This is a genomic window from Serratia sp. MYb239 (assembly GCF_002966855.1).
Classification (GTDB): Bacteria; Pseudomonadota; Gammaproteobacteria; order Enterobacterales; family Enterobacteriaceae; genus Serratia_B; species Serratia_B rhizosphaerae.
On record NZ_CP023268.1, the window covers coordinates 1,365,482 to 1,378,222 of the forward strand.

Sequence of the window (12,741 nt, forward strand, 5' to 3'; positions counted from 1 at the left end):
ACGACAGGGGCCGGACGTTCCGGCCCCGACAGAGGGGCAGCCCGATGCAATCTTTATTTTTATCCCGACTGCGGCCACTACTCTGGCTGCTGTGCTGCCTGCCGCTGTGGGCGCAGGCAGGATCGGCCGGCGATTTCGCCGCCGCCGGCCGCAGCCAGCAGGCCAAATTACTGCAGGGCTGGGCGAGCGCGCCCGATGCCGCACGCCTGCCGCTGTTACGGGCGCTGAAACAGGAGAACCTGGCGGTGGACGCCGCCGGGCGCGTATTTACCCGCCAGAACGGCGCCTGGACGCCGCTGGAAGGAGACGCCGCGCCGCAGGGAACGCCGAAAAAAGTGCGGCTGAATAACCGGCTGCGCATTCTGACCGCCAACGCGCTGGCGGCGCAGCAGCTGGTGAGCGGCGATAAGGCGGCGCGACTGCAGGCGGCGCAGACGCTGCAGCGTGACGCACAGCGCGCCCAGCGGCCGCTGCTGCGGCAACGGTTGACGCAGGAGCAGGATGAGGCGGTGCGCGAGGCGCTGCGCATCGCGCTGGCCAATCTACAGCTGAGCGATGCCGATCCGCAGGTGCGTCTGCAGGCGGTGCAGCTGCTGGGCGAATCGGGCGATCCGCAGACCCAGGCGCGGCTGCAGGCGCTGAGCGAAGCGGACGGCGAGCCGGACGCCGCGGTGCGCGCCGCCGCACAGCAGAGCCTGGCCAGCGTCAAACAGCGGCTGATGATCGGCGATCTGCTCGGCCAGGCGTTTACCGGCCTGTCGCTGGGGTCGATCCTGCTGCTGGCGGCGCTCGGGCTGGCGATCACCTACGGCCTGCTCGGGGTAATCAATATGGCCCACGGCGAGATGCTGATGCTCGGCGCCTACGCGGCCTATCTGGTGCAGGGGGCGTTCCAGCAGCTGGCGCCGCAGTGGCTGGCGTTCTATCCGCTGGCGGCGCTGCCGGCGGCGTTCGCCGTGACCGCCGGTATCGGCATGCTGCTTGAGCGCACGGTGATCCGCCACCTCTACGGCCGGCCGTTGGAAACGCTGCTGGCGACCTGGGGCATCAGCCTGGTGCTGATCCAGCTGGTGCGGCTGCTGTTCGGCGCGCAGAACGTCGAGGTCGCCAACCCGGCCTGGCTGTCGGGCGGTATCCAACTGCTGCCGAATCTGGTGCTGCCGTGGAACCGCATTGCGGTAATCGTGTTTGTCGCGCTGGTGCTGCTGCTTACCTGGCTGCTGCTGAACAAAACCCGTCTGGGCATGAACGTGCGCGCGGTGACGCAAAACCGCGCGATGGCCGCCTGCTGCGGCGTGCCGACCGGGCGGGTGGATATGCTGGCCTTCGGGTTAGGCTCCGGCATCGCCGGGCTGGGCGGCGTGGCGCTGTCGCAGCTGGGCAACGTCGGGCCGGAACTGGGGCAGGGCTATATCATCGACTCGTTTCTGGTGGTGGTGCTCGGGGGCGTCGGACAGCTGGCCGGCACGGTGGCGGCGGCGTTCGGCCTCGGCATCGTCAATAAAATTCTTGAACCGCAGATTGGCGCCGTGCTGGGTAAAATCCTGATTCTGGCGCTGATTATCCTGTTTATTCAGAAACGTCCTCAAGGGCTGTTCGCCCTGAAGGGCAGGGTGATTGACTGATGAGCCAACCATTAACCCTTAGCGGCGTGCAGAAAGCGCCGCGTACGGCGCTGACCCTCGGCACGCTGCTGGTGCTGGCGCTGTTAATCATGCCGTTTCTGGCGCTGCTGCCGGCCACGCACCCGCTGGCGATCTCCACCTACACCCTGACGCTGACGGGAAAAATTCTGTGTTACGCCGTGGTGGCGGTGGCGCTGGATCTGGTGTGGGGCTACGCCGGGCTGCTGTCGCTCGGCCACGGCCTGTTCTTTGCCCTCGGCGGCTATGCGATGGGCATGTACCTGATGCGTCAGGCGGCCGGCGACGGCCTGCCGGCGTTTATGTCGTTTCTGTCGTGGAGCGAACTGCCGTGGTTCTGGAGCGGCACGCAATATTTTGCCTGGGCATTGTGCCTGATCGTGCTGGCGCCGGGCGTGCTGGCGCTGGTGTTCGGCTACTTCGCCTTCCGCTCAAAAATCAAAGGGGTGTACTTCTCCATCATGACGCAAGCGCTGACCTACGCCGGCATGCTGCTGTTTTTCCGTAACGAAACCGGCTTCGGCGGCAATAACGGCTTTACCGGCTTCACCACGCTGCTGGGGGCGCCGATTACGGCGACCGGCACCCGCGTGGCGCTGTTTCTGGCGACGGTGCTGCTGCTGATCGTCAGCCTGGGATTGGGGTTTGCGCTGGCGCGCAGTAAATTCGGCCGCGTGCTGACGGCGGTGCGCGACGCGGAGAACCGCCTGACGTTCTGCGGCTATCAGCCGCGCGGCTTCAAGCTGTTTGTCTGGACGCTGTCGGCGGTGCTGTGCGGGCTGGCCGGTGCGCTGTATGTGCCGCAGGTGGGCATTATCAATCCCGGCGAGATGTCGCCCACCAACTCGATCGAGGCCGCCATCTGGGTGGCGCTGGGCGGACGCGGCACGTTGGTCGGGCCGCTGCTCGGCGCGGGCATCGTCAACGGCGCCAAGAGCTGGTTCACCGTGGCGATGCCGGAGTACTGGCAGCTGTTCCTCGGGCTGATGTTTATCGTGGTGACGCTGTTTCTGCCGCAGGGCGTGATTGGCCTGCTGCGCCGGAGGAAATCATCATGAACGCCATGCAAATGACCGATGAGCTGTTTACCCATCCGCTGCCGGCCGATAAGCGCCGCGGGCAGACCGATCCGGTGCTGCAGCTGGAGAGCATCAACGTCAGCTTCGACGGCTTCCATGCGCTGCGCGATCTGTCGCTGCAGATCGGCGTCGGCGAACTGCGCTGTGTGATCGGGCCGAACGGCGCGGGCAAAACCACGCTGATGGATGTGATCACCGGCAAAACGCGGCCGGACAACGGGCGGGTGTTTTACGATCAGACGCGCGATCTGACGGCGATGGATCCAATCCGGATCGCGCAGGCCGGCATTGGCCGCAAGTTTCAAAAACCGACGGTGTTTGAAGCGCTGACGGTGTTTGAGAACCTGGAGATCGCGCAGAAGAACCCCAAGTCGGTGTGGGCCTGCCTGCGCGCCAGACTGAGCGGCGAGCAGCGCGACCGCATCGAGCAGATGCTGCAGACGCTGCGGCTGACCAGCCAGCGTCACCGGCCGGCAGGGCTGCTGTCGCACGGCCAGAAGCAGTTTCTGGAAATCGGCATGCTGCTGGTGCAGGAGCCGCATCTGCTGCTGCTGGATGAGCCGGCGGCCGGCATGACCGATGCGGAAACCGAATACACCGCCGAACTGTTCAAATCCCTGGCGGGCAGCCATTCGCTGATGGTGGTGGAGCACGATATGGGATTTGTCGAAGCCATCGCCGATCGCGTGACGGTGCTGCATCAGGGGCAGGTGCTGGCGGAAGGTTCGCTGGCGCAGGTGCAGGCTGACGAACGGGTGATTGAGGTCTATCTGGGCCGCTGAGGCGCATTAAAGAGGAAAGCGTGATGTTGCAAGTGAACGAGCTGAACCAATATTACGGCGGCAGCCATATTCTGCGCGGCGTCTCTTTTGAGGCGCGGATTGGCGAAGTGACCTGCCTGCTGGGGCGAAACGGCGTGGGTAAAACCACCCTGCTGAAATGCCTGATGGGACTGCTGCCGGCGAAAAGCGGCGACATCTGCTGGCAGGGACAGCGCATCAATGGGCGCAAAACCCATCAGCGGGTGCAGGCCGGCATCGCCTATGTGCCGCAGGGGCGCGAGATTTTCCCACGGCTGACGGTGGAGGAGAACCTGCTGATGGGGCTGTCGCGCTTTGCCGCCGCAGAGGCGAAACGCGTGCCGGACAGCATTTATCAGCTGTTTCCGGTACTGGCGCAGATGAAGCACCGGCGCGGCGGCGATCTGTCCGGCGGCCAGCAGCAACAGCTGGCGATCGGCCGGGCGCTGGCCTGCCGGCCGAGCCTGCTGATCCTGGATGAGCCCACCGAAGGCATTCAGCCGTCGGTGATTAAAGAGATCGGCGCGGTCATCAAACAGCTGGCGGCTCAGGGGGAGATGGCGATCCTGCTGGTGGAGCAGTTTTATGATTTTGCCGCCGAACTGGCGGACAGCTATCTGGTGATGGCGCGCGGCAGCATTGTGCAGCGCGGCGCGGGCGCCGATATGGAGCAGGAGGGCGCCAGGGCGCTGGTGGCGATTTAAACGACCCGCCGCCGCGATGGAAACGTCCGGCGGCGGGCACGGCGGGGTTACTTGGTGGCTATCGGCTGCTTGCCGTCCAGCAGGCCCCATTCGCTCCAGGAGCCGTCATACAGCCTGACCTGCGGCGCGTCCAGCGACAGCAGGCCGAACGCCAGTACCGCCGCGGTAACGCCGGAGCCGCAGCTGACGATGATCGGGCCGTTAATATCGACGCCTTTGGCGCTGAAGGTTTCCCGCAGCGCCACCAGCGATTTGACGCGGCCGTTTTCCAGCAGCTCGCCGTAGGGAATATTGATGCTGCCGGGAATATGGCCGCGGTGCAGGCCGGGACGCGGTTCCGGCGCGTCGCCGTAGAAGCGGGCGGCGGCGCGCGCGTCGAGGATCTGGATATCGCTGCCCAGCGCCTGCTCCACCTGCGCCATGTCAACCACCGCCGCCGGGTTGAAGCTGGCGTTAAACACGGCGGCCGGCCGTTTGGCGGGGCCGCTTTCCAGCGCGTTGCCGCGCGCCGTCCAGCCGCTCATCCCCTCGTCCAGCACGTAAACCCGTTTGGCGCCGAAGTTGCGGAAGGTCCACCAGCCGCGCGGGGCGGAAAACTGGTTGCCTTCATCATAGAACACCAGCGTGCTGTTTTCGCTGATGCCCAGCTCGCCTGCTGCGCGGCTGAAGGCCTCGGCGTCCGGCAGCATATGCGGCAGCGTGCTGCTTTTGTCGGCGACGTCGTCGATATCGAAATAGACCGCGCCCGGCAGATGCCCGCGCTCAAATTCGGCGCGCATATCTTTTTTCGGCGTCAGGCCCGCCGGCGACATGCGCACGTCGACCAGCACCAGATCGGCATCGTGGAGATGTTGTTCAAGCCATTGTGGGGTAACCAGAAAAGGAGAGTTCATTGTGATTGTTCGTCCGTCATGAAAACCGATTTTTACTATACCCTAAATTGCCCCGCTTGCATTATGGCGCGCTCGTCCAGGCTACCCTTGTCACCCCAATTAATGGACATTCACAAACAGGATCGGTCTGATTGTCTTGAGTGATCTTTAACCATTAATATGAGGGGTTTTAACGACATGGAGAGTTAAATTAATGCAAATTTGCAGAATGGATTATAACGATGTGTCCGCCGACAGACGGCGTTTAAAACTCCACGTTTACGGAGTAGGCGTGTTCCCGGTATTCAGTGGTGTAGAGCCAGTCACCAACATAGCGCAATGCGCCTATAAGAAGAATGCAGCGCTGCCGGTTGGCACTTATTGGATAGTCGATCGCCCATCGGGAAGCCTCCGTAATCGGCTACAGACTTTATTAAGGATTTCAAGAACGGCACCAATCATGATGAATGGTTTGGCCTCTATAGCGCCAGTACCATGAGTGATTCTGTGTTTGTTTACGGTTCAGAACGTGGAGCGTTTAGGCTTCATCCCTTACGACCTGATGGCAGCGGAGAGTCACACGGTTGCATAACTTTCTATAACATCCCAGACTTTCAACTTGTTAGGAAATCACTACTTCAGCGAAAGAAGATCCAGGTTCCCGGTGGGCGCGGACTCATGTCTTATGGCAGGGTTGAAGTGATGGGAAGGGCTGATTATGCGTCATGCGACATTGATTAATCTATGCATTTGGCTTGCCTGTCTTGTCGCGGCATTCTTCATTGTATTGTTTCCGCTGGGTGGCCTACTGGATTACCTGTCACAAGCCACCAATCATGTATTGAATATTACAGGGTTAGGCTTTGCTGACGGTGAGGCCGATCCCTCATTCCTCTGGGTGCTGGCGGCGCTTATGCTGGTTGTAGCGGCTATTCTGGTGAGTGTGGTCAATTGGGTCAGGGGTAGGTTCAGGTAGGCAAAGGGAAGGACGCCCAGATCGCCCTGATGCACCATTCTTAATCCTTTGCATCAGCCGCGGCCTGAAACATGTCGCAAACTGCACGCAGCAGGATCATAGCCAGTGCACTGAATTTCAAAAAACCGTCACGCGGGGAAGATTGCTGACGAAATAGTCCGGCCTGCGGGTGATAAGGTCAGGACAACCGTCGTATGAAGAACACGATGACGTAAAGCTGGGCGGCTATTGAGGCGGAGGAAAGATGATGGCGGAGCAGGATTTTGGCGGTGCAAAGATCGCGCTGCTGCATCAGGGACAGGTGCTGGTCTACCGGCGCGACTGCCGTGACGATATACCGTGGCCCGGCCAGTGGGATCTGCCCGGCGGCGGGCGCGAAGGGGCGGAGACGCCGCTGCAGTGCGTGCAGCGGGAAACCTACGAGGAGTTCGGCCTGACGATCGCCGCCGCCCAGGTGCGCGAGCAGCGTCGTTATTCCGGACGGCAACCGGGGGACGCGGCCACCTGGTTTATGCTGGGCGATCTCAGCGCGCGGCAGATCGCCGCCGTGCGCTTTGGCGATGAAGGCCAGTATTGGCGCATGATGCCGATAGAGGAATTTATTCACCACCCGCAGGGGATTGCCCATCTGCGTCAGCGGCTGGCGGCGCTGCTTGCCGCTCGTACTCGCTGACGCGGGCGACCAGCGCTGCGATCTGCCGGTCGGAAAACACCTCAATGCCCTGTTGCCGCAGCAGGGCGGCGGTAACCCCGCTGCCGGGTTTGCTTTGGCCGCTGAAGCTGCCATCGTAGATCAGCTGGCTGCCGCAGGAGGGGCTGCCGTCGGTCAGCAGCGCAAAGCGGCAATCGTGGCGGCGTGCGGTCTCCAGCGCCAGCTGCGCGCCCAGCAGGTAGGGGGCGGTAACGTCGGCACCGGTGGTTTCACGCACCTGCGCCCGCTGGGCGAGCACCGCAGTGCCGTCGGCATCGGGGCTGATTTCCGCCGCCGGACGCGGGGTGGAGAAGCCCGCCGCCAGCTCCGGACAACACACCACCAGGCGTCCCTCGCGCTGCCAGCGCGCCAGCGTGGCGTCCAGCAGCGGCTTATCGGAACCGTTATAGCGTACTTTGAAACCGGCCAGGCAGGCGCTGATTAAAATCTTCGGCGACATTCATCTTATCTCTGTGGATCGTGACGGTTGTGCGGACGACGCGCGTCCGCACGCGCGGTTTTATCCTAACAGAAGCGGCGTGACGGCGCATGCCCTGGCGCTGCGGATAACGTGAAACAGATGTACCGTTTTTGCCGTTAATTTGATGCGCTTCCGCATCGGCGCGATCGCCGTTTCAGCCGTTCATACGGGAACCATGAACGGCGTCACGAATATCAGTTTTATTACCTCGGCCGCTTGTTGTTGGAATATTAATTCCATATAAATCTTCTTTAGATTTTTTATTTCACAAGAAGGGATCGCCGAGTCGTTCGGCAGGTCAGGCGGGAGGAAGAGAGGATGAAACAGGTTCGTATCGGATTGATCGGCACCGGCTATATCGGCCGCTGCCATGCCATTGCCTATGCGCAGGCGGGCACGGTATTCCCGCTGAAAGGGGAGCTGGTGCTGGAGATGCTGGCGGAAGTGACGCCGGAGCTGGCGCGTCAGCGCGCCGCGGAGTTCGGCTTTGCACGCGCCACCGACGACTGGCGGCAGCTGGTGGCCGACCCGGCAATTGACGTGGTGGATATCTGCGCGCCGAACTTTCTGCACAAGGAGATGGCGCTGGAGGCGATTCGCCACGGCAAACACGTCTATTCAGAGAAACCGCTGGCGCTGGACGCCCGCGACGCGGCGGAAATGGTGCTGGCGGCGCGCCAGCGCGGGGTGAAAACCCTGGTGGGCTTTAACTATATGAAGAACCCCACCAGCCAGCTGGCGCGTGAAATCATCGCCAACGGCGAGATTGGCGAAGTGGTGCATTTTTACGGCACCCATAATGAGGATTATCTGGCGGATCCGCGCACGCCGATTGACTGGCACTGCCGCAAGGCCAGCGCCGGATTGGGGGCGCTGGGGGATCTGGCGGCGCATATCGTCAATATGGCGCACTATCTGGTGGGCGATATCAGCGCGGTGTCCGGTGATATGCAGACGGTGATCAAACAGCGTCCGGATCCGAACGACCCATCAAGGCTGTGCACGGTGGAGAACGAGGATCAGGCCAGCGCGCTGGTGCGCTTCGCCAATGGGGCGATGGGCACCATTGAAACTTCACGTATCGCCTGCGGCCGCAAAATGGGGCTGACCTATGTGGTGACCGGCACCAAAGGCACGCTCAGCTATACCCAGGAGCGGATGGCGGAGCTGAAGCTGTACCGCCACGACGAACCGGCGGAGCGGCAGGGGTTTAAAACCCTGCTAGTGGGGCCGAAACACCCGGACTACGCGGCCTTCTGCATCAGCGCCGGTCACGGTATCGGCTTTAACGATCAGAAAACCGTAGAGGTGCGTGATTTGGTCAACGGCATCGCTGCCGGCGATCGCATGTGGCCGGATTTTGAGGAGGGCTGGAAGGTCTCCTGCGTGCTGGACGCCATCGCCGAATCCGCCGGGCAGCGCAGTTGGGTGGAGGTGCAGGATCGGTTAAATTACTAACTGAACAACTTGATAGCTTAATAACTTGTCAACTTATTTTGTTATCAGCTTGGCAGGCTGCCGCGTTATCAGGCCGGCAGCCTGCCCCGTCAGACAAACGGGTAATGCACGCTGTGTGGAGGACTTAAACCGGGCGGAAATCCTCGGCGTCGACGTCATAGCCGGCCGGCTCCCAGCGGATGGCCAGCAGGGCAACCAGCCCGACCAGCGGCGCCAGGGCAATCACCCAGAACACGCCGGTGCCCAGCGCGGCGGACAGCACCGGAAACAGGAACAGCGACAGCGTGGAGCTGGCGCGCATCAGCGTCTGGTTAAAACCGACGCCGACGCCGCGCAGCGAGGTGGGGTAGCTCAGCGAGGCGAAGGTCATGCTGTGCGAACCGGGGCCGAAGCCTTGGCCGAGCAGGAACAGCGCCAGCATGCCGATGGAGAAGGCCGCTTCGCCGCCGTCGTCCGGCAGGCCGACCAGCGCCAGCCCAAGCAGCGCCGCCAGCTGGCAGGCGTAGCCCAGCACCGTCATTTTCCAGGCGCCGAAGGTCGGCACCAGACGCACCGCCAGCAGGCCGCCGGCGAAGGCGAACAGCAGGTTCAGCGCCAGCGACACCAGAATGGTGCTGAGCATCGACTGGGCCAAAAAGGTGGAGAGGATCACCGGCAGGCCGAAGGCGACGGCGTTATAGGCAAAGGAAGAGGCGATGGCGATGGTGGTCGCCAGCACGGTGCGCCGCAGGTACACCCCTTTCAGCAGTTCGCCGTAGTTGCGCCAGGCCGCGCGTCTGGCCGGCGCCGCCGGCGTGCGCTCGGCCTCTTCGGCCACCTGGGCATGGATATTGTAGGAGCGGCGCAGGATGGCGGCGGCGCCCTGCAGATCGCCCTGATTGGCGGCCCACACCGGCGATTCGCTCATATAGCGGCTGCGGATGGCGATAATCAACAGGGCGGGCACCGCGCCGAAGCCGAGGATCAGCCGCCACAGCCAGTCGGTGTGGCCGTCCGGCAGCACCGCATACAGCAGCAGCACCAACAGGTAGGAAATACTGATCGCCGCATACCAGGTCGGGCACCACATGGCGATGCGCGCCGCCTTGTTGCCGCGGCCGGACAGGCGGGAGAATTCGGCCAGAAACGCCATGGCGACCGGCAGATCGATGCCGACTCCCAGCCCCATCACGAAACGCGCGCCGCCGAGCACCCACTCATTCGGCGCAAAGGCGCAGGCCAGCGCCGCCACCACAAAGAAAAACATATCGGCCATAAATACCCGGTAGCGGCCGATTTTATCGGTCAGGTAGCCGCCGATAAAGGCGCCGATAATTGCGCCGAAGGTAATGGCCGAGGCCACCAGCCCGGTGCCGGTGGGGGACAGGCTGAACTCGCGCGCCACGTCCTTGATGCCGAACGCCAGCGCGCCCAGATCGTACGCGTCGAGAAACACGCCGCCCAGCGCGATGGCGACCACGATGCGCGCATCGCTGCGTTTGGCCGCGCCGCTGTTGACCAGCCGCGAGACGTCGGCGGCATTGCGGATGGTGACGCTTGCTGCGCCGGCGCTGTCGGCGTTCCCTGCAGAAGAAGGTGCGGCAGAGGGGGCCGCTATGTCTGTCGTCATAATAATAATTTTCTGATAGGCAAAGCATCGAGCTTAGCGGCGCGCACGCGGGGAAAACCAATGCTTTCTGGTTATAAGCATACAACCGGAAGATGTTGAAAAATCATCATGTTAAATAATATTTAACCGTTGACTCCGCAGGGATTAGTCAAAGCGAATCACCGCTTTGATCGCCTCGCCCGTCTGGGCGGCGTCCAGCGCCTGATTGATGGCCCCGAACGGGTAGAAGCGCAGCAGCCGGTCAAAGGGAAAATGGCCGCTGCGCCACTGCGCGATCAGATAAGGGATAAACTGTTGCGGCACGGCATCACCCTGAATCACGCTGATAATCCGCCGATCGTGAGAAAATTTCACCACGCCGCCGCCGGTCAGCAGCGCCAGCGTGCCGCCACGGCGTAGCCGCTGCCATGCCGCCTGTATGACGCCGTGTTCGCCGGTGGTGTCGATCACCGCATCCAGCGCGGGCAGCTGCGCAATCTGCCGCACGTCGCTCAGCGTTTGCGTAGCCCCCAGTTCGCCGGCGCAGGCCAGACGCTGGCGCTGATGGTCCAGCGCGACGATGGCGGCGGCGCCGCGTAGTTTTGCCGCCATCACCGCCGCCAGACCGACGGGGCCGACGCCGAGGATCAGCAGCCGCTGGCCGGCCTGCAGGTTCAGCGAATTGATCACCGTCCCGGCGCCGGTCTGCAGCCCGCAGCCGAGCGGCGCCAGGGTGGCCAGCGGCAGATCGCCTGCGACCCGCACCAGGTTGCGCTCGTTTGCCAGCGCGTGGGTGGCGAAGGCGGACTGGCCGAAGAAGTGGCCGTGCAGCGGCGGCAGATAACCGCTGCTGCCGTCCAGCCGCTGGAAGTCGAAGTTAAGCCGCCAGAAGTGTTCGCAGCCGGCCGGATGGCGGCGGAGGCAGGAGGCGCAGCGGCCGCAGGAGTGGTAGGAGAGCACCACCGCATCGCCGGGTTGCACCGCACGCACCGCGTTACCGACGCGTTCGACGATGCCGGCGCCCTCGTGGCCGAGAATTGAACCGGCGGCGACGCCGCTGCGGCAGCTGAGATCGGTATGGCAGATGCCGCAACCGGCCAGACGCACCACGACCTCGTCAGCCCGCGGCGGCCGCAGGCGCAGGGGAGCAAAGCGTAAGGCGCCGCCCGGCGAAGTGGTCACGGCGGCGCGGCGTTTTCCGGTCATGGAACCTCCGCTCGCATTGACGCGCAGCGTTAAGTATAGCCCTTGCCGCTGCGTCGTTTTTTCACTTAGCTTTGCCGGTTTCGTTATTTGGCGCGCCGATCCGCCTCGCTGATACTGGATGAAATTTTTCACTGCGAGTCGTCAGCATGCCTAAATCCGCCGGTCACTGCCACTATCTGCACGCCCGTCAGCGCCGCTGGATTCAGCGGCTGCGCCGGCAGTGGTGGTGGCGGCTGGAGCTGCCCACCTGGGGCGTCATCGTGGCGGTGTACGGCGGCTGGTTTCTGACGGCGGCGTACTGGCGCGTGCTGGGGCCGTGGCTGGCGACGCCGCTGCTGATCCTGTTCACCACCGGCTATCTGTCGCTGCAGCATGAGCTGATTCACGGCCACCCCACGCGCCGGCCATGGCTGAATCAGCTGTTCGGCCTGCTGCCGCTTGCGGTGTGGTATCCCTATGGGCTGTACCGCGACACGCATCTGCGCCATCACCGCAACCCGCACCTCACCGATCCGCGGCGCGACCCGGAAAGCTACTATTTCACCCGGGCGCAGTGGCGGCGTTTTCCCCGGCTGTTGCCGCGGCTGGCGGCGCTGCGCAACTGCCTGCCGGGGCGGATGCTGCTGTCGCCGCTGTGGGATATCGGCCTGCTGACGGCCGACGCGCTGCGGCGCATGGCGGCGGGGGACGGGCGCACGCTGGCGATGTGGCTACTGCATGGCGCGCTGCTGGCGTGGCTGCTGTACTGGCTGCAGCGGCAGGGCATTGCGCCGTGGTTTTATCTGCTGCTGGTCAGCTACCCGGCGCTGGCGATCGGTAAAATCCGCTCATTTTACGAACACCGCGCTGAACGCGATGCGGCGGCGCGCTCGGTGCTGAATGAGGCCGCCTGGCCCTGGCGGCTGCTTTTTCTCAATCTGAACTATCATTTAGTACATCACGATTTACCCGGGCTGCCGTGGTACGGCCTGCGCAAGGTCTATCTGGCTGACTGCGACGCCTACCGGCGGCGCAGTCAGGGATTTGTGGTGCCGGGGTACGGCAGCTGGTTCAAACAGCATGCCGTTACGCCGCTCGACGTCGGCGTGCATCCGTTTCTGGCGGGCGCCGGCGGTAAGGGGAACCAGAACGCCGCCGGCGCTACGGCGGCAATCTTGAGCGCGCGCTGGAAGCGCGTTTTATACCCAAAATAATTCGAGTTGCAGGAAGGCGGCAAGGGAAGGAATCCCGATGAGCTGACTTT

At 63.3% G+C, this 12,741-nt stretch carries 13 protein-coding genes; 9 read left to right on the forward strand and 4 right to left on the reverse strand.

The features are described 5' to 3' along the window. Nucleotides 1-44: 44 nt before the first annotated feature. From urtB to urtE, 4 genes are read left to right on the forward strand one after another with little or no spacing between them, the layout of a single operon-like run. On the forward strand, nucleotides 45-1,625 hold the full coding sequence (gene urtB / locus CLM71_RS06560) for an urea ABC transporter permease subunit UrtB (protein ID WP_105230283.1): 1,581 nt from the start codon (nucleotides 45-47) through the stop codon (nucleotides 1,623-1,625). Next, nucleotides 1,625-2,701, forward strand: coding sequence for an urea ABC transporter permease subunit UrtC (gene urtC, locus CLM71_RS06565; RefSeq protein ID WP_105230284.1), 1,077 nt, complete (start codon nucleotides 1,625-1,627; stop codon nucleotides 2,699-2,701). The genes urtB and urtC overlap by 1 nt, the downstream gene beginning before the upstream one ends. After that, the gene (urtD, locus tag CLM71_RS06570; RefSeq protein ID WP_105230285.1) at nucleotides 2,698-3,504 is read left to right on the forward strand and encodes an urea ABC transporter ATP-binding protein UrtD; all 807 of its coding nucleotides are present in this window, start codon (nucleotides 2,698-2,700) and stop codon (nucleotides 3,502-3,504) included. Before urtC ends, urtD begins: the two co-directional genes overlap by 4 nt. Before the next feature lie 23 nt (nucleotides 3,505-3,527). After that, nucleotides 3,528-4,226, forward strand: coding sequence for an urea ABC transporter ATP-binding subunit UrtE (gene urtE, locus CLM71_RS06575; RefSeq protein WP_105230286.1), 699 nt, complete (start codon nucleotides 3,528-3,530; stop codon nucleotides 4,224-4,226). Between the two features lie 47 nt (nucleotides 4,227-4,273). On the opposite strand, the gene sseA is transcribed toward urtE, so the two are convergent. Next, a complete protein-coding gene (gene sseA, locus CLM71_RS06580; RefSeq protein WP_105230287.1) occupies nucleotides 4,274-5,119 on the reverse strand; it encodes a 3-mercaptopyruvate sulfurtransferase in 846 nt (281 codons plus the stop codon). 474 nt (nucleotides 5,120-5,593) lie between these two features. Here sseA and CLM71_RS24435 point away from each other — a divergent pair, with 474 nt between their 5' ends. The 3 genes from CLM71_RS24435 (at nucleotide 5,594) to CLM71_RS06600 (ending at nucleotide 6,747) form a co-directional block, all read left to right on the forward strand. Next, nucleotides 5,594-5,839: a tlde1 domain-containing protein gene (locus CLM71_RS24435; RefSeq protein ID WP_105230289.1), complete on the forward strand. Its 246-nt coding sequence runs from the start codon at nucleotides 5,594-5,596 to the stop codon at nucleotides 5,837-5,839. After that, complete coding sequence (locus tag CLM71_RS06595; RefSeq protein ID WP_105230290.1) at nucleotides 5,817-6,074, forward strand: hypothetical protein; 258 nt, start codon at nucleotides 5,817-5,819, stop codon at nucleotides 6,072-6,074. The genes CLM71_RS24435 and CLM71_RS06595 overlap by 23 nt, the downstream gene beginning before the upstream one ends. Nucleotides 6,075-6,321: 247 nt before the next feature. Further along, complete coding sequence (locus CLM71_RS06600) at nucleotides 6,322-6,747, forward strand: NUDIX hydrolase (protein ID WP_105233238.1); 426 nt, start codon at nucleotides 6,322-6,324, stop codon at nucleotides 6,745-6,747. On the opposite strand, the gene CLM71_RS06605 is transcribed toward CLM71_RS06600, so the two are convergent. Continuing rightward, complete coding sequence (locus CLM71_RS06605) at nucleotides 6,674-7,225, reverse strand: DUF523 domain-containing protein (RefSeq protein WP_105230291.1); 552 nt, start codon at nucleotides 7,223-7,225, stop codon at nucleotides 6,674-6,676. The genes CLM71_RS06600 and CLM71_RS06605 overlap by 74 nt on opposite strands. 339 nt (nucleotides 7,226-7,564) lie before the next feature. Here CLM71_RS06605 and CLM71_RS06610 point away from each other — a divergent pair, with 339 nt between their 5' ends. Beyond that, complete coding sequence (locus tag CLM71_RS06610) at nucleotides 7,565-8,704, forward strand: Gfo/Idh/MocA family protein (RefSeq protein WP_105230292.1); 1,140 nt, start codon at nucleotides 7,565-7,567, stop codon at nucleotides 8,702-8,704. 124 nt (nucleotides 8,705-8,828) lie between these two features. Here CLM71_RS06610 and CLM71_RS06615 read toward each other — a convergent pair whose 3' ends face one another. Beyond that, complete coding sequence (locus tag CLM71_RS06615; protein ID WP_105230293.1) at nucleotides 8,829-10,313, reverse strand: MFS transporter; 1,485 nt, start codon at nucleotides 10,311-10,313, stop codon at nucleotides 8,829-8,831. Between the two features lie 144 nt (nucleotides 10,314-10,457). Beyond that, nucleotides 10,458-11,498 (reverse strand): NAD(P)-dependent alcohol dehydrogenase, encoded by a 1,041-nt coding sequence (locus tag CLM71_RS06620; RefSeq protein ID WP_105230294.1) that lies wholly within the window; start codon nucleotides 11,496-11,498, stop codon nucleotides 10,458-10,460. Between the two features lie 146 nt (nucleotides 11,499-11,644). Between CLM71_RS06620 and CLM71_RS06625 the strand changes: the two genes are divergently transcribed. Beyond that, nucleotides 11,645-12,691, forward strand: a complete 1,047-nt coding sequence (locus CLM71_RS06625) for a fatty acid desaturase (RefSeq protein WP_105230295.1) — start codon at nucleotides 11,645-11,647, stop codon at nucleotides 12,689-12,691. Nucleotides 12,692-12,741 lie beyond the last annotated feature (50 nt).